This window comes from Novosphingobium sp. 9U, from assembly GCF_902506425.1.
Taxonomy (GTDB): domain Bacteria; phylum Pseudomonadota; class Alphaproteobacteria; order Sphingomonadales; family Sphingomonadaceae; genus Novosphingobium.
In genome coordinates this window covers 22,769-38,735 of record NZ_LR732537.1, presented here as the reverse complement: position 1 = coordinate 38,735, position 15,967 = coordinate 22,769, and the positions used below count along the sequence as shown (strand labels likewise).

Genomic DNA, 15,967 nt, shown 5'->3' with positions numbered 1-15,967 from the left:
GCTCGACACGAACGGAGAAGGATGACGCCGCTAATTGGCAGCTCAGGCCGCAGCGTCCATTCCGTACGCCGTGTGCAGCACGCGTACTGCCAGTTCGGTCTCATCGGAATCAATCAGCACCGAGACCTTGATCTCGCTTGTCGAGATCGCCTCGATGTTGATGCCACGCTCGGCCAGGGTGCTGAACATGGTTGCCGCGACGCCGGCGTGGCTGCGCATGCCGACACCCACGACGCTGATCTTGGCGACCTGGTCATCGGCGATCAGGCGACGGTAGCCGATCGTCTCCTGGCGCTCCTCCAGCATCGCCTGCGCGCGCACCAGGTCGGACTTAGGCACAGTGAAGGTGACGTCGGTCTCGCCCTTCTCCTTGGCGACGTTCTGGATGATCATGTCGACGTTGATGTTGGCGTCGGCCAGTGGACCGAAGATCGCCGCCACCGCGCCCGGCCGGTCGGCGACCGCGGTCAGGGTGATCTTGGCTTCGTTCTTGTCGGCGGCGATGCCGGTGATGAGCTGGCGTTCCATGTCGGTTCCTTCTAACTCTTCATCGCTGACGATCATCGTGCCCGGCAGGGTATCGGCGGCAGGCGCGGTCTCGTCGATGAACGAGGAGAGCACCTGCACGCGCACCCGCTCCTTCATCGCCAAGCTGACCGAGCGGGTCTGCAGCACCTTGGAGCCGACGGAGGCGAGCTCGAGCATTTCCTCGTAGGTCACCAACGGCAGCTTGCGCGCCTTGGCGACGATGCGCGGATCGGTGGTGTAGACGCCGTCGACGTCGGTGTAGATGTCGCAGCGATCGGCCTTGAGCGCCGCCGCCACCGCCACCGCCGAGGTGTCCGAGCCGCCACGGCCCAGCGTCGTCACGCGGCCTTCGGGCGAAACGCCCTGGAAGCCGGGGATCACTGCGATTTCGCCCGCCGCCATCGAGGCGAGCAGTGCGTCGGCGTCGATCTCCTCGATGCGCGCCTTGGCATGCGCGTCGTCGGTCTTGATTGGCACTTGCCAGCCCAGCCACGAACGCGCCTTGCAGCCGATCGACTGCAGCGTCAGCGCCAGCAGGCCCGAGGTGACTTGCTCGCCACTGGCGACCACCGCGTCGTATTCGGCCGGATCGTAGAGCGCGCTCGCCTCGCGGCAGAAGTTCACCAGGCGGTCGGTCTCGCCCGCCATGGCAGAGACCACCACCGCGACTTCGTGGCCCGCTTCCTGCTGGCGTTTGACGATCCCAGCCACGCGCCGGATGCGCTCGGTGCCGGCCATCGAGGTGCCGCCGAATTTCATCACGATGCGGGCCAAAGCGAGCGCACTCCTGTGCCGGTGGATAATAGTCGGGCGCGCTGTTAGGGGTAGCCCATGAACAATGCAACCACGGCGACACACGAGACCATCCGACCGGCGGAAGCCGCCCACTTCGGCGCCCTGGCGGCGGACTGGTGGGATCCCAAGGGCTCCTCGGCGATGCTCCACCGCTTGAACCCGGTACGACTGGCCTTCGTGCGCGCCGCCATCGACACGCACTTCGGCACCGATCCACGCGCGCTCAAGCCGCTCGCCGGCCGCCACGCGCTCGATGTCGGCTGCGGCGCGGGCCTGCTCGCCGAACCGCTCGCGCGCCTGGGTGCGCAGGTCACAGGGGTCGACGCCGCGGCGGAGAACATCGTAGCTGCGCGCAGCCATGCCCAGGCGGTAGGACTGTCGATCGACTACCAGGCCGGCGAACTAAGCGCGATTGCGCCGCGTGAGCAGGATTTGGTCTGCGCAATGGAGGTGATCGAGCATGTCGCGCACAAGGGTGCGTTCGTCGCCGCGCTGGGCGCAGCGCTGAAGCCCGACGGGCTGCTCGTCCTTTCCACTCCGAACCGAACCGCCCGCTCGCGGCTGCTGCTGGTCGAAGCCGCCGAGCGCCTGGGTCACGTGCCGCGCGGCACGCATCACTGGGATGACTTCGTCACGCCCGATGAACTGCGCGAGCTCCTGGCCGCAGCCAGCCTCACCATGAGCGCGCCGCGCGGGATCGGCTGGACTCCTACGAAGGGCCTGCACCTCTCTGACGACCTGGCGCTCAACTACATCGTCACTGCCACACCGGCCTGATCCTCCTGCCCAAAGAGACAGGCGAGCGAAGACTCGACGATGAAGATCAACACGCTTAATCTCTGAACCGGCGGAGCCTTGTGGCGGCACCGCCGGGTCGCGTGCCGCGGCTCTCCTCCGGGGCAAGGAGCTGCCATGTGAGCCGCCGGGTCGCCTGGTCTCTGGCTTACTTCGATGCCGGCGAGGGGCTGCAGAGCCCGCAGGCACGCACCTTCGCGCGGCTGCTATTCGGTGTGACGTGCGGGCTCGGCATGATCGCGCTGTGCATGGCGATTGATTTGTGGGCGCCGGGCGCAGGCGCCTTTGCGCTGGTGTACCCGGCGGTTCTCCTCGCCACGCTCTACGGCCACTGGAAGGCCGGGCTGCTGGCCTATCTCGTCAGCTTCGGCTGGGCCTTGCTGCAGGTCCTCCCGCTTGCGCCGGACGCGCCTATTGCCAGCGAGCAAGCGCTGGCACGAGTCGGCCTGCACGCCCTTGCCGCGCTGGTGGTGCTGCTCTTTGCGGAGACCTTCCGCGGCGCGGTGGCGCACGAGCGCGCGCAGCGCGAGGCAGAGATCGAGCGCCGCGCAGTCCTGCTTGCCGAGCTGGAGCACCGCACCAAGAACAACTTCGCGCTCGTTGCCAGCCTGCTCGAATTGCAGAAGCGGCGCGAGGACTCAGAGCAAGTCGCGCGCGCCTTTAACGACGCCATTGGCCGCGTGCGCACTTTCGCCGAAGCCTATACCCATTTGGTGGGCGAACAGGGCGAAGGCGTGGTGGTGGAGATGCGCCCGTACCTCGAACGCCTGGTCGCCCGCGCGAGCAGCGCCATGCTACCGCCGCAGGTCCTGATCAAGGCGCATGTCGCCGACGTCAGCCTGCCGCGTGAAGTCGCCGTTGCGATCGGCTTGTTCGCCAACGAGGCACTGACCAACTGCGCCAAGTACGCCTTCCCGCAAGGTCGCGGCGGCACCATCGAGATCGACTTCGTCATCGTCGGCGCGGGCTGGCAGCTCTCCGTGCGCGACGATGGAGTCGGCCACGCAGCGCCTACCACTGGCGGTAGCGGCGGCATCGGAACCCAGTTGCTCGAAGCCTTCGCCCACCAAGCCCGCGCCGTCCAGTCGACGCGCTTCAGCGCAGAGGGATGCGAAGTTTCGCTGACCTGCGAGCGCCACGAAGCCTAGCGCGTCAGGCCAGCGCCTGGCTCCAGCGCTCTGCATCGAAGCCAACGAGCAACCCGCCGGCATGCTCGACCACCGGCCGCTTGATACAACTGGGATGCGCCGCCATCAGCGCCACGGCCTTGGCCGCGTCGATATCCTGCTTGTCCGCAGCGGGAAGCGCGCGAAACGTCGTTCCCCTGCGGTTGAGCACTTGCTCCCACCCGGCTTCCTCCACCCAGCGGGCGAGATGCTCGGGATCGGCGCCCTGCTTCTTGTAGTCGTGGAAGGTGTAGGCGATCGCGTGCTGATCGAGCCACACGCGGGCCTTCTTGACGGTGTCGCAGTTGGGGATGCCGTAGAGGATCGGTTGCATGCGCGCGTGATAGGGTGGTGATCGGGACCGTTGCAAGGCTGCATCCATGTCGCCCGCGACGATCATCTTGCTCCGCGGTCACCGCGCTCACGACGCGCCCCCTCACCCCTCGTGCGAGAACCCATGCACTCGCGGTTCCGGGCAGGCGAACACCGTGTAGCTCTCGTAGTAGTCCGCTCTGCCCCTGCCCTGCACGACCGCGTGCTCGGCGTGCCGCCCCCAGGCCCGTGCGCTCGCCTCGTCTTCCCACTCGGAGATCGCCACCACCTCGCCATCCTCGGCGGTGTAGCTCTTGAAGGCGCTGTAGCCGGGCTGGACCGCCGCCAGCGCGGCCATGTGCGCCGCGTCCGCGGCGTAGGCGGCTGCGTCCATTTCGGCACGCTTGCGGTTGCGGAAGACCACCAGGAACATAAGCCGCACCCTAGCGTCTGCTGGACAAATCGCCAGCGTCGCGACAAAGCGCGCAGGGTATGAGCGTCAACACTTTCGGCCGCCTATTGCGTTTCACCACATGGGGCGAGAGCCATGGGCCGGCGCTTGGCGCAGTGGTGGACGGGTGCCCGCCGGGGCTCGCCATCGACGAGGCGGCGCTTCAGCCGTTTCTCGACGCACGCCGCCCCGGCCAGTCGAAGTACACCACCCAGCGCCAGGAGCCGGATCAGGTTCGTATCCTTTCGGGCGTGTTCGAAGGGCGCACGACCGGCACCCCAATCTCGCTGATGATCGAGAACGTCGACCAGCGTTCGAAGGACTACTCCGAAGTCGCCAAGGCCTATCGCCCCGGCCACGCCGACTACGCCTACGACGCCAAGTACGGCTTTCGCGACTATCGTGGCGGCGGGCGCAGCTCCGCGCGCGAGACGGCGGCGCGTGTGGCGGCGGGCGGTGTTGCGCGGCTGGTCATCCCTGAGGTCGCGATCCTCGCCTACGTTACCGAGATCGGCGGCGACGCGATCGACGTGGCGAACTTCGACCCGTCCGAGATCGCGCGCAATCCCTTCTTCTGCCCCGACGCGCAGGCCGCCGCGCGGTGGGCCACGCAGATGGAAGCGGTGCGCAAGTCCGGCTCCTCGGTGGGCGCCGTAGTCGAATGCGTGGCAACGGGCGTCCCGGCCGGCTGGGGAGCGCCGCTTTACGCCAAGCTCGACGCGGATCTCGCTGCGGCGATGATGGGCATCAACGCCGTCAAGGGCGTCGAGATCGGCGACGGCTTCGCCGCCGCGCGGCTCACCGGCGAGCAGAACGCCGATCCGATGCGGCCCGGTAACTCAGGCCCGCGCTTCGAGGCCAACCACGCAGGCGGCATCGCTGGCGGCATCTCCACCGGACAGCCGGTGGTCGTGCGCGTGGCCTTCAAGCCGACAAGCTCGATCCTGACCCCTCAGCCTACCGTGACTCGCGAAGGCGAGGCGACGGAACTGTTCACCAAGGGCCGCCACGATCCGTGCGTCGGCATCCGCGGCGCACCAGTGGTTGAGGCGATGATGGCGCTGGTGCTGGCAGACCACAAGCTGCTGCACCGCGGGCAATGCGGCTAGCGAGTAGGCGCGCCGCTCACTCCCACTCGATCGTGCCGGGCGGCTTGCTGGTGTAGTCGTAGACGACGCGGTTAATGCCGCGCACCTCGTTGATGATGCGTGTCGACACGCGGCTGAGGAACTGCGCGTCGAACGGATAGATGTCGGCGGTCATGCCGTCGGTGGAGGTGACGGCGCGCAGCGCGCAGACGTTATCGTAAGTGCGCCCGTCACCCATGACGCCGACGGTCTTCACCGGCAGTAGCACCGCAAAGGCCTGCCAGATCGCGTCGTAGAGCCCGGCGTTGCGGATCTCTTCCAGGTAGATCGCGTCGGCCTTGCGCAGGATGTCGCAGCGCTCACGCGTCACTTCGCCGGGGATGCGGATGGCGAGGCCCGGCCCTGGGAACGGATGGCGGCCAACGAAGATCTCAGGAAGACCGAGCTCGCGGCCGAGCTCGCGCACTTCGTCCTTGAACAGCTCGCGCAAGGGCTCGACGAGCTTCATGTTCATGCGCTCGGGCAGGCCGCCGACGTTGTGATGGCTCTTGATCGTCACCGAGGGACCACCGGTGAAGCTGACGCTCTCGATCACATCGGGATAGAGCGTGCCTTGCGCCAGGAACTCGGCGCCGCCGATCTTCTTCGCCTCGTCCTCGAACACGTCGATGAAGGTCTTGCCGATGAACTTGCGCTTGGCCTCAGGGTCGGTGACGCCCTTGAGGCCGTTGAGGAACAGCGTCGAGGCATCCACGTGAACCAGTGGGATGTTGTAGTGCCCGCGGAACAGCGAGACGACCTGCTCGGCCTCGCCCTGGCGCAGGATGCCGCCATCGACGAACACGCAGGTCAGCTGGTCGCCGATCGCCTCGTGGATCAGCAGTGCGGCGACTGCGCTGTCGACACCACCCGAAAGCCCGCAGATCACCCGGCCGGAGCCGACTTGCTGACGGATCTCCTCGATCTTGGTCTTGCGGAACTCGGCCATCGTCCAGTCGCCGGACATGCCGCAAACATGGCGCACGAAGTTCTTGAGCAGCTTGCCGCCGTCGGGCGTGTGCACCACCTCGGGGTGGAACTGCATGGCGTAGATGCGCTTCGCGTCATCGGCGATGACCGCGAACGGCGCCCCCGGGCTAGCAGCGACGGGGCGGAAGCCGGGAGCGAGGCTGGTCACCTTGTCGCCATGGCTCATCCACACCTGGTGGCGCTCGCCGACCTGCCAGAGGCCATCGAACAACGCGCAGGTGTCGTCGATCTCGATGAAGGCGCGGCCGAACTCGCCGCTGTCTCCCAGGAGCACTTCGCCACCGAGCTGATGCGTCAGCGCCTGCTGGCCGTAGCAGATGCCGAGCATTGGGCGCCCGCTCTCGAGGATCGTGTTGGGAATACGCGGGCCATTCTCGTCCAGCACGGACGCGGGTGAACCGGAAAGGATCACGCCCACCGGGTCGAGTCGGGCATAGGCCTCCTCCGCGGCGGAGAACGGCGCGATCTCGGAATAGACGCCTGCTTCGCGCACGCGGCGCGCGATCAGCTGCGTCACCTGGCTACCGAAGTCGACGATCAGGACGGTCTCAGAAGGCTGGATGGTCATGGCGGCGGGTTAGTCGCGAGTGCCCGGCGTGTCCAGAGAGGCACAGTCAACCCGGAGCATGCGTCTGCTCACTTGCAGATTGTGCAAGTGCGATTGTTACCTTCGGCATTGCGAAAATTACTAACCCTCCTATGTTGCATTTGCGAAGGGATTGGCGGCTACAAGCGCTGACCCGGACCCAACAGGAGGAAAGTGCCATGACCATCGTGCAACGCACGTTCGGTCTCGCCGCGGCCCTGGGCGCTAGCGCCCTTGCGTTCGCTCTCACCCTCGCCTGAGGAATTGAGTAGCTGAGACCGAAGAGGCGGCCCTGCAAGGGGCCGCCTTTTTCATGTGTGCGCTTAGCCGGCCAGCGTCTTCACCAGATCGTAGAGGTAGTCGCGCGCCGTATAGAGCGACTTGGCTTCCACCCGCTCGTTCAGCCCGTGCGTGCCGTTGCCGTCCGGATCGGTCCAGACGCTCGGCACACCGTAAGTCGGGATACCCACTGAGCCCATGTACACGCCATCGGTCGCGCCGGTCGACATCGATGGCACCACCGGCACCCCTGGGAAGTACTTGGCCGCCAGCGTCTCGACCGGCTTGACGATCGCCGGATCGAGCGGGGGCGACTTCGCGATCGGCTTGCCTTTGACCTTCTGCTCGATCTTCACGCCCGGATCACCGATCGCGGCAGCCAGTGCGGCCTGAGTTTCGTCCGAAGTGCGGCCAGGGAACATGCGGCAATTGACGTTCGCGGTCGCGCGCTGCGGCAACGCATTCTGCGCATGGCCAGCATCGACCATCGTCGCGACGCACGTGGTGCGCAGCATCGAATGGAACTGCTTGTCCTTGTCCAGCACGGCCAGCGCCGCCTTGTCGTTCACATTGGCGGCGATGGCGGTCATCGCTTGCCCCACCTCGCCTCCGCGCAGCTTTGCCGAGCGCGTGAAGTAGGCGCGAGTCACATCGTTGAGCTCGGCGGGGAACTCGTATGCGCCGACCTTCAGCAAGGCGGCCGAGAGCTTGTAGATCGCGTTGTCCGGGACTGGCTGCGAGCTGTGGCCGCCGGGGTTCGTGGTGGTCAGCGTGAAGTCCTGGTAGGCCTTTTCGCCCACCTGCAACGTCTGGACCAGCACCTTGCCGTTTCCATCCGTCCGCCCACCGCCGCCTTCGTTCAGCGCGAACTCCGCGTCGATCAGGTCGCGCTTGTTCTTCGCCAGCCACTCGGCGCCGTTGAAGGCCCCGCTAGTCTCTTCGCCACAGGTCAGCGCCAGCTTGATCGTGCGCTTGGGCTTCACTCCGGCCTTGGCGAAGCGGACCAGCGTGTCGGTCCAGATCGCCGCCTGCGCCTTGTCGTCCACCGCGCCGCGGGCGTAGTAATAGCCGTTCTCCTCGACCAGCTTGAACGGATCGCGCTCCCAATCCTCGCGCTTGGCCTCGACCACGTCGATGTGGGCGAGCAGGAGCATCGGCTTCTGCTTGGTCGTGCCCGGATAGATCGCCACCAGGCCACCGTCTTTGGGATGCTCTGGCGTGCTGAACGGGATCAGCTGGTCGTCCTTGAACCCAGCCGCCTTCAGCCGCGCGGCCATCTTTGCCGCAGCGTCCGTGCAGCTCCCTTGCGTGACGGTGGTGTTGGTTTCGATCAGCTCCTTGTAGAGGCCGAAGAACTCCTGCTGATCGGGACGCAACGTGGTCTGCGCAGCTGCGAGCGATGGCGCCACCAGCGCGGTTGCGAGGAGTGCGGTCAGGATCGTCTTCATCGGCATCGTCGTCATAAGCGGGCCCCTTGTTCTTGTGCCACTACACTGGCGCAGCGAGCGCCAAGCGCCAAGCCTCATTTCCGGAACGCCCGCCCCCTGTGGATACCCGCGCCCATTTCGCTTTAGTTTCGCCCCTGCCGTCCCTATATAATCGGCATGGCAAGCACCCCTGAAACCCGCCCCGAAACCGTCAAGAACACCAACACCTATGGCGCGGACTCGATCAAGGTCCTCAAGGGTCTCGACGCGGTCCGCAAGCGGCCGGGCATGTACATCGGCGATACCGACGACGGCTCCGGCCTGCACCACATGGTGTTCGAGGTTTCGGACAACGCCATCGACGAGGCGCTGGCGGGTCATTGCGACCTGGTCACCATCGAGCTGAACCCGGACAACTCGGTTTCGGTCACGGACAATGGCCGCGGCATCCCGACGGGCATCCATGCCGAGGAAGGCGTCTCGGCCGCCGAAGTCATCATGACCCAGCTGCACGCGGGCGGCAAATTCGAGAACACCAGTGACGACAACGCGTACAAGGTCTCGGGCGGCTTGCATGGCGTCGGCGTCTCGGTGGTGAATGCGCTTTCCGAGTGGCTGGAGCTGACCATCTGGCGCGATGGCGAAGAGCACTGGATGCGCTTCGAGAACGGCGACACCGCCGCGCCGCTGCGCGTCGTCGGCAAGGCAGCCGAAGGGCAGAAGGGCACCAAAGTCACCTTCCAGGCCTCGACCGAGACGTTCAAGAACGTCACCGAATACGATTTCGACAAGCTCGAGCACCGCTATCGCGAGCTCGCGTTCCTGAACTCGGGCGTGCACATCCTGCTGCGCGACAAGCGACACGAGGAAGTGCTGGAGCACGACTTGTACTACGAAGGCGGAATCGCTGCGTTCGTGAAGTACCTCGACCGCAACAAACAGGCGCTGATGCCAGATCCGATCGCCATCTCGGCGGACAAGGACGGCATCGGCATCGAGGTCGCGCTGGAGTGGAACGATTCGTATTACGAGAACGTCCTCACCTTCACCAACAACATCCCGCAGCGCGACGGTGGCACGCACCTCGCCGCCTTCCGCGCCGCGCTGACGCGCACGCTCAACAACTATGCCGAGCGTTCGGGCCTGCTCAAGAAGGAGAAGGTCACGCTCTCGGGCGACGACATGCGCGAAGGCCTGACCGCGATCGTCTCGGTGAAGCTGCCCGATCCCAAGTTCTCGTCCCAGACCAAGGACAAGCTGGTCAGCTCCGAAGTGCGCCAGCCGCTGGAGTCGCTCATGGGCGACAAGATGAGCGAATGGCTGGAGGAGAACCCCGCCACCGCCAAGGCCATCATCCAGAAGGTGATCGACGCTGCCGCCGCGCGCGAGGCCGCCAAGCGTGCGCGCGAGCTCACACGCCGCAAGGGCGCGATGGACATCGCCAGCCTGCCCGGCAAGCTCGCCGACTGCCAGGAGCGCGATCCCAGCAAGTGCGAGCTCTTCCTGGTCGAGGGTGACTCGGCCGGCGGCTCCGCCAAGTCCGGGCGAGATCGCAAGATCCAGGCGATCCTGCCGCTCAAGGGCAAGATCCTCAACGTCGAGCGCGCGCGGTTCGACCGGATCATCTCGTCCAAGGAAGTCGGCACGCTGATCCAGGCGATGGGCACGGGCATCCGCGACGACTTCAACCTTGAGAAGCTGCGCTACCACAAGATCGTCATCATGACCGACGCCGACGTCGACGGCGCGCACATCCGCACGCTGCTGCTTACGTTCTTCCACCGCCAGATGCCCGAGATCATCAAGGCCGGGCACCTCTTCATCGCCCAACCGCCGCTCTACAAGGTGAGCAAGGGCCGCTCCGAGGTCTACCTCAAGGACGACCGCCAGCTGGACCGCTACCTGGTCGATGCGGGCTTGCAGGGCCGTATTCTCGAAACCACCGGCGGCGCACGGGGCGGGGCCGAACTGCGCGAGCTGATCGACCACGCGATGGCGATGCGCAACATCATGGGCTACGTGCCGCGCAAGTACGATGCCGGCATCATCGAAGCGCTGGCGCTTGCCGGCGCGCTCGCGCCCGATCTCAGCGACGCGCAGAAGGTCGCGGCGCTCACCGCCTCGGCCGAGTGGCTGGAGCGCGGTGATCCGGAAGGGCGCTGGACGGCGCTGCGCGGCGAGGAAGGCACCTACATCGTGCAACGGCTGTGGCGCGGGGTAACCGACCACCACATCATCGAGGCAAGCTTCCTGGCCAGCGCCGAAGCGCGCAAGCTGGCCAAGATCGCGGCCGAGCAGGCGTCCGTCTACGCCATGCCCGCGCGCCTCACGCGCGCGAGCGCAGCGGCGGAAACCGCCGAGCCCGCGCCGGAGTCGAGCGAAGACGACGCACCCGAAGCGGCCGCCACTCGCCCGACATCAAGCGACGGTATCATCACCCGTCCCACGCAGCTGCTCGACGCCGTTCTCGCCGGCGGACGCAAGGGCCTGTCGATCTCGCGTTACAAGGGACTGGGCGAAATGAACGCGGAGCAGCTGTGGGAGACCACGCTCGATCCGGACAACCGCATTCTGCTGCAGGTCAAGGTCGAGGATGCGGACGTCACCGACGAGATCTTCACCCGCCTGATGGGCGACATCGTCGAGCCGCGCCGCGACTTCATCCAGGAGAACGCGCTCAACGTCGCCAACCTGGACGTGTGATGGCCAAGGCGCCCGACGCGGCCGCGCTGGAGGCCCTGGCGCACGAGGCCTTCGCGCGCATTCCCGAGCCGTTCGCCCGGCACCTCGAGGGCATCCGCGTGCTGGTCGAGGAGTTTGCCGATGACGAGACGCTGGCTGCCGTCGGGCTCAACGATCCGTGGGAGCTATCGGGCGTCTACCAGGGCTATGCGATGGACAAAGAGTCGGTCTGGTCGTCGGGGCACATGCCGCCGGTGATCCGGTTGTTCCGTCAGCCCCTGCTGGCCGAGTGGTGCGAGACGGGCGTGGCGCTGGGCGATCTGGTCACGCATGTGGTGGTGCATGAGGTCGGGCACCACTTCGGCCTCACCGACGAGCAGATGCATGCGCTGGAGGCAGGAGCTTAGGGGTCGGCCTTATGGCCATCGTTGCTGCAGATGCGAATGATCAACGGCTCGCAACAAACGCCATTGGCTTGTCACACCACCGTCCGATAGAAGCACCCCATGAATTCCCTTAGCAAGCGCAGCGCACCGCTGCTTCTCGCCTCGATGCTCGCCGCCTGTGCGACCCCGCAGGCACCTCGCCAAACACCGGCCGCTACGGCGCAAGCTCCGATCGAGATCGGCGTCGTCGCGATCAACGACTTCCACGGCGCGCTGGAGCCGCCCAAGCAGTCGGTAAACCTGATCGATCCCGACGGCACCGTGACCGGCGTGCCGGCGGGTGGCGCAGCCTGGCTGGCTTCGGCCGTGGACGCGATCAAGGCCGAGCATCCCAATCATGTCGTCGTCGCCGCGGGCGATCTCACCAGCGCCTCGCAGCTCGCCTCCTCGCTCTACCTTGACGAGCCGGCGGTCGGCGTGATGAACCGCATCGGGCTGGAGTTCAACGCCGTCGGCAATCACGAGTTCGACCGTGGCTCGGCCGAACTGCTGCGCCTGCAGAACGGCGGCTGCGCGAAGAACACCCGGCACGAGCCCTGCCGCCTCGAGCAATTCAAGGGCGCCAGCTACAAGTACCTCTCGGCCAGCACCATTAAGGACGACGGGCAGACGCTGTTCCCCGGCACAGGGCTGAAGACCTTCGACACGCCGGCCGGCAAGATCACGCTGGGCTTCATCGGCCTGTCGCTGCGCACGGTACCGGCGCTGGTTTCGCCGGACGCGTTGAAGGGCCTGCGCTTCGAGGACGAGGCGGACACCATCAATGCGCTGGTGCCCAAGCTGAAGGCCCAGGGCGCCGATGCGGTCGTGGTGCTGATCCATCAGGGCGGCAAGACGCCGGACTTCAACGACGTCAGCGGCTGCAACCAGTTCACCGGTGACATCAACCCGATCCTCGATCGGCTGAAGCCTGGCGTGGACGTGGTCGTCTCCGGCCACACGCATTGGCCCTATGTCTGCGAGCGGGCAGGGCCTGATCCCTCGCACCCGATCCTGCTGACCAGCGCCGGCGTCTACGGCGAGCTCGTCACCGACATCACGCTGAATTTCGATCCCAAGACCCACGCGCTGATCGCCAAGAAAGCGCGCAACGTGATCGTGCAGTCGCAGCCTTACACCGGCTCGCGCGGGGCAATCCCCAACACCGACCGCGTGCCCCGCTTCGCACCCAAGCCGGAGGTCGCCACTTACGTGAAGCGCTACGTCGATGACGTGGTGAAGGAAACTTCGCGCCTCGCCGGCCACTTGTCGGGCCCGGCGATCAAGACCGAGGGCGACGGCAGCTGGCGCGGCGGTCCGCTCGGCTACCTGATCGCCGACAGCCAGCTGGGCGCCACGCGCAAGCTGGGTGCGCAAGTGGCGTTCACCAACCCGTTCGGCGTGCGCACTTCGCTGACGCCCGCGGCCGATGGCACGGTGACCTTCGGCCAGCTCTACGCGGTGCAGCCGTTCAACAACGAGCTGGTGGTGCAAACGATGACCGGCGCGCAGATCCTGGCTCTGATCGAGAACGGCCTGGACGACCAGAACACTCAGCAGGTGATCGCGCCCTCTGCCAACATGCGCTACAGCTACGATATGCGCCGCCCCTCCGGACACCGCGTGGTATCGTTGACACTGGACGGCAAGCCGCTGGTGCCAGCTGCCAAGTATCGCGTGGCCAGCAACAGCTTCCTCTCGGAGGGCGGTGACTTCTTCGTGCAGTTCACGCAGGCCACCGACAAGGTGCGCGCTGGGATCGACGTGGATGCAATGGAGGCCTGGCTGACTGCGGTGCCTATGCGCCAGGTTCCCAATGATGGTCGGGTGACGGAGATCAAGTAGCGCGAACGGCGCAACGTCGGCTGGCGGGCTTGCCCTTAAGGCTAACCGAACAGCCAGCTGCCCAGCATGCGGTGGAACGGGAAGGTGAAGAACCCTGCCGTCAGCAGAGCGCCGATGACCAGCCCGCGCACGACACGGCGGTGGCGCTTGTGGTCGTGCCGGCGCGCCGAGATCACCAGCATCGGCAAGGCGCAGAGGGTCACCACGGAGAGGATGTGGATCAGGCTCAGGTGCCCGCTGGTGCGGATCGCGAAGCTGTCGATCGCCGTCAAGGCCAGCGCCGAGACCCAGGCATAGCCCAGCCGCCGATGCAGCCGGGTACCCCGCCGCATCCACAGGATCGCCGGCGTCAGCGCCAGCGTCGTGATCATGGTCGCGAGGTGTACCCACAGGATGAGGGGCAACCGGCTCCAGTGTGCAGAGCCGCGCAGCAGCGCCGCCAGTACGAAGCCGAGCAGCAAGATCGTAAGCACGCCCAGCACCCGCTCCACACGGTCGGGCGCGATCGTCACCGGCTCGCGCCGCACTGGGACGGCAGAGGCAAGCGTGGCCATCAGAAGCCCGCTCCATCGGGCCAGGCGGGCGAAGCCAGCCCCATCACCTTGAACAGCGCCCCCATCTCGTCTTCCCCAATCAACCGGTCCCTAGCGGCCGCTATAGCATCGGCGTGCTCGGGCGCGAACTGCGCGAGGCTCTGGGCGCGTGCCTCGATCCCCAGCGCGCGCAGCCAATCGCCCTGCTGCACCGTGCCGAGCCAGCGGCAGCCGCGGGATAGAGCCACGTTGGCGAGCGTGGCGAAGTCGACGTGGGCGGTGAGGTCCGCCTCGCCTGGGTGCGCAAAGGCGTCGACCTTCCGGTGCGCGCGCAAGGCCTGCAGCGTCGATCCGGTGCGCACCGCGTCATGGCCATAGTCGATGAACAGCGCGGCGCCGCCCTGCTCGACCAGTCGGCCGGCCACTTCGTAGACGGCGGCGGCGGCGCCAGGACATGTCTCGATCAAGGTGCCCGACTCGGCCTCACGCAGAGTTTCCGGAACCGCGACATCCATCGGGCGCTCTCCAGCGAGGCCGACGAATGCGCCTTCGTGCACCGCCACCATTCGCTCGCGCCAGCCTCCGGTCGCCTTGACCAGCTGGCGGATCGGCAGCGCGTCCAAGAACTCGTTGGCGACCAGCAGGATGGGCCCGCTGGTGGGCAGGGTCGAGAGGTCGGCGTGCCATACCGCCTGCGGCACCGCCTCCACCTGCAGCGCCTTGAGCGCTGCAGAACCTTCGACGAACTGAACTTGCGGTACCAGCCCGAACTTGGCCGCCGATCGCAGGGCGTCGCGCGCCAGGGTGCCGCGGCCCGGGCCCAACTCGACGTAGTGCACGGGCTCGGGACTGCCGGCACGCAGCCAGATGTCGGCCAGCCACAGGCCGACCAGCTCTCCGAACATCTGGCTGATCTCTGGCGCGGTGATGAAGTCGCCCGCATCACCCAGCGGATCGCGCGAGGCGTAGTAGCGGGCGTTGGACTCGCCCATGAAGTACTGGACGCTGATCGGGCCGGTGTTGGCGATCAGGCGCTGGAAGATCGCCGTCAGCGGCTCGCCCGCATCATCGGCGAGGCGGCTCATGTGATGACCGGGCGTCCTCTGCCGAGCGCCGGCTTGACCAGGGCGCGCGCCACCATCGCCAGGCCCAGGATCATCAGCGGGATCGTCAGCCACTGGCCCATCGACAGGCCGGTGCGCATGGCGAAGCTCTGCAGCTGGGCATCGGGCTCACGGAAGAACTCGACGCTGAAGCGGGCCAGCGCGATGCCGGTCGCAAACACGCCGACCATCAGGCCTGGACGGTAGCGCGCGCGCGTCTTCCAGAACAGCAGCAGCATGACCACGATCAGCAGCGCGCCTTCCAGCGCCGCCTCGTAGAGCTGGCTGGGGTGCCGCGGCAGCGGACCGGCATCGGGGAAGACCATGGCCCAAGGCACATCGGGTCCGGCAACGCGGCCCCACAGCTCGCCATTGACGAAGTTGGCGAGGCGCCCGAACATCATGCCGAAAGGTACGCAGACGGCGATGTAGTCGGCCACGCGGATGAAGTTCAGCTGCCCGCGCCACGAGACCCAGGCGATCGCCAGAATGACGCCGATCAGCCCGCCGTGGAAGCTCATGCCGCCGTGCCACAGCGACAGCAGTTCGCCCGGATGCAGCCACAAGCTGGGGATGCCGGTGTCGCCGCCGGTGTAGAACGTCGCATAGCCCAGGCGCCCGCCCAGGATGATGCCCAGCGTGCAGTAGAAGAACAGGTCGTCGGCATGGCGCTGCGCCATCGGTGCGCCTGGCGCCTTGATCATGCGGCCCAGGTGCCAGTAGCCCAGCACGATGCCCGCCAGGTACGCCAGCGAGTAGAACCGAAGCGTGAAAAAACCCAGGTCGATGCCGTTCTTAAGCCCCAAGTTGACCCAGTAGATCGGCTCATGGGCCGTAGCGGCGGCGGCGGACAGGATCAGCAAGCGGGCGGTCACTTTCGATAGGCGCGGCACCCTTGGCGGCACCGGCGCGCCTTCTGGCAT

The 15,967-nt window shown here is 66.6% G+C and carries 14 protein-coding genes; 6 read left to right on the top strand and 8 right to left on the bottom strand.

Translation table 11 applies throughout. The annotated features are described in order from the left end of the window. Nucleotides 1-42: 42 nt before the first annotated feature. Nucleotides 43-1,287: an aspartate kinase gene (locus GV044_RS20935; protein WP_201299193.1), complete on the bottom strand. Its 1,245-nt coding sequence runs from the start codon at nt 1,285-1,287 to the stop codon at nt 43-45. 72 nt (nt 1,288-1,359) lie between these two features. Between GV044_RS20935 and ubiG the strand changes: the two genes are divergently transcribed. Continuing rightward, the gene (gene ubiG / locus GV044_RS20930) at nt 1,360-2,100 is read left to right on the top strand and encodes a bifunctional 2-polyprenyl-6-hydroxyphenol methylase/3-demethylubiquinol 3-O-methyltransferase UbiG (protein WP_159874402.1); all 741 of its coding nucleotides are present in this window, start codon (nt 1,360-1,362) and stop codon (nt 2,098-2,100) included. A 137-nt stretch (nt 2,101-2,237) separates the two neighbouring features. Next, nucleotides 2,238-3,266, top strand: coding sequence for a sensor histidine kinase (locus GV044_RS20925; protein ID WP_159874401.1), 1,029 nt, complete (start codon nt 2,238-2,240; stop codon nt 3,264-3,266). Nucleotides 3,267-3,270: 4 nt separating this feature from the next. Here GV044_RS20925 and GV044_RS20920 read toward each other — a convergent pair whose 3' ends face one another. Together GV044_RS20920 and GV044_RS20915 are read right to left on the bottom strand one after the other, a co-directional pair. After that, nucleotides 3,271-3,618 (bottom strand): ArsC family reductase, encoded by a 348-nt coding sequence (locus GV044_RS20920; protein ID WP_159874400.1) that lies wholly within the window; start codon nt 3,616-3,618, stop codon nt 3,271-3,273. A gap of 102 nt (nt 3,619-3,720) precedes the next feature. Beyond that, nucleotides 3,721-4,029 carry an antibiotic biosynthesis monooxygenase gene (locus GV044_RS20915; RefSeq protein ID WP_159874399.1) on the bottom strand — a complete coding sequence of 103 codons (309 nt, stop codon included), beginning with the start codon at nt 4,027-4,029 and terminating at the stop codon, nt 3,721-3,723. 59 nt (nt 4,030-4,088) lie between these two features. On the opposite strand from GV044_RS20915, the gene aroC reads away from it, so the two are divergent. Beyond that, a complete protein-coding gene (gene aroC / locus GV044_RS20910) occupies nt 4,089-5,156 on the top strand; it encodes a chorismate synthase (protein ID WP_159874398.1) in 1,068 nt (355 codons plus the stop codon). A gap of 16 nt (nt 5,157-5,172) precedes the next feature. Here aroC and guaA read toward each other — a convergent pair whose 3' ends face one another. Further along, entirely contained in the window at nt 5,173-6,732 is a 1,560-nt protein-coding gene (gene guaA, locus GV044_RS20905) for a glutamine-hydrolyzing GMP synthase (RefSeq protein ID WP_159874397.1), read from the bottom strand. 341 nt (nt 6,733-7,073) lie between these two features. After that, entirely contained in the window at nt 7,074-8,492 is a 1,419-nt protein-coding gene (locus GV044_RS20900) for a M20/M25/M40 family metallo-hydrolase (RefSeq protein ID WP_236555158.1), read from the bottom strand. A gap of 141 nt (nt 8,493-8,633) precedes the next feature. On the opposite strand from GV044_RS20900, the gene gyrB reads away from it, so the two are divergent. From gyrB to GV044_RS20885, 3 genes are all read left to right on the top strand, one after another. Then, nucleotides 8,634-11,159 carry a DNA topoisomerase (ATP-hydrolyzing) subunit B gene (gyrB, locus tag GV044_RS20895; protein ID WP_159874396.1) on the top strand — a complete coding sequence of 842 codons (2,526 nt, stop codon included), beginning with the start codon at nt 8,634-8,636 and terminating at the stop codon, nt 11,157-11,159. After that, nucleotides 11,159-11,545 carry a metallopeptidase family protein gene (locus GV044_RS20890; protein ID WP_159874395.1) on the top strand — a complete coding sequence of 129 codons (387 nt, stop codon included), beginning with the start codon at nt 11,159-11,161 and terminating at the stop codon, nt 11,543-11,545. The genes gyrB and GV044_RS20890 overlap by 1 nt, the downstream gene beginning before the upstream one ends. A gap of 99 nt (nt 11,546-11,644) precedes the next feature. Further along, a complete protein-coding gene (locus GV044_RS20885; protein ID WP_159874394.1) occupies nt 11,645-13,408 on the top strand; it encodes a bifunctional UDP-sugar hydrolase/5'-nucleotidase in 1,764 nt (587 codons plus the stop codon). 41 nt (nt 13,409-13,449) lie between these two features. Here the strand turns inward: GV044_RS20885 and GV044_RS20880 are convergent, their stop codons facing one another. Genes GV044_RS20880 through lgt form a run of 3 tightly spaced genes read right to left on the bottom strand, consistent with a single transcriptional unit; the run spans nt 13,450 to nt 15,967 of the window. After that, nucleotides 13,450-13,962, bottom strand: a complete 513-nt coding sequence (locus GV044_RS20880; RefSeq protein ID WP_159874393.1) for a hypothetical protein — start codon at nt 13,960-13,962, stop codon at nt 13,450-13,452. Continuing rightward, entirely contained in the window at nt 13,962-15,026 is a 1,065-nt protein-coding gene (locus tag GV044_RS20875; protein WP_159874392.1) for a class I SAM-dependent methyltransferase, read from the bottom strand. Before GV044_RS20875 ends, GV044_RS20880 begins: the two co-directional genes overlap by 1 nt. Next, a complete protein-coding gene (lgt, locus tag GV044_RS20870) occupies nt 15,023-15,967 on the bottom strand; it encodes a prolipoprotein diacylglyceryl transferase (protein ID WP_159874391.1) in 945 nt (314 codons plus the stop codon). The genes GV044_RS20875 and lgt overlap by 4 nt, the downstream gene beginning before the upstream one ends.

Coding starts and splice junctions, on each gene's coding strand:
- guaA (WP_159874397.1), bottom strand. CDS start 6,732: ATGACCATCCAGCCTTCTGAGACCGTCCTGATCGTCGACTTCGGTAGC.
- GV044_RS20915 (WP_159874399.1), bottom strand. CDS start 4,029: ATGTTCCTGGTGGTCTTCCGCAACCGCAAGCGTGCCGAAATGGACGCA.
- GV044_RS20880 (WP_159874393.1), bottom strand. CDS start 13,962: ATGGCCACGCTTGCCTCTGCCGTCCCAGTGCGGCGCGAGCCGGTGACG.
- GV044_RS20890 (WP_159874395.1), top strand. CDS start 11,159: ATGGCCAAGGCGCCCGACGCGGCCGCGCTGGAGGCCCTGGCGCACGAG.
- GV044_RS20875 (WP_159874392.1), bottom strand. CDS start 15,026: ATGAGCCGCCTCGCCGATGATGCGGGCGAGCCGCTGACGGCGATCTTC.
- GV044_RS20885 (WP_159874394.1), top strand. CDS start 11,645: ATGAATTCCCTTAGCAAGCGCAGCGCACCGCTGCTTCTCGCCTCGATG.
- GV044_RS20900 (WP_236555158.1), bottom strand. CDS start 8,492: ATGACGACGATGCCGATGAAGACGATCCTGACCGCACTCCTCGCAACC.
- aroC (WP_159874398.1), top strand. CDS start 4,089: ATGAGCGTCAACACTTTCGGCCGCCTATTGCGTTTCACCACATGGGGC.
- ubiG (WP_159874402.1), top strand. CDS start 1,360: ATGAACAATGCAACCACGGCGACACACGAGACCATCCGACCGGCGGAA.
- GV044_RS20935 (WP_201299193.1), bottom strand. CDS start 1,287: ATGAAATTCGGCGGCACCTCGATGGCCGGCACCGAGCGCATCCGGCGC.
- GV044_RS20920 (WP_159874400.1), bottom strand. CDS start 3,618: ATGCAACCGATCCTCTACGGCATCCCCAACTGCGACACCGTCAAGAAG.
- gyrB (WP_159874396.1), top strand. CDS start 8,634: ATGGCAAGCACCCCTGAAACCCGCCCCGAAACCGTCAAGAACACCAAC.
- lgt (WP_159874391.1), bottom strand. CDS start 15,967: ATGCCAGAAGGCGCGCCGGTGCCGCCAAGGGTGCCGCGCCTATCGAAA.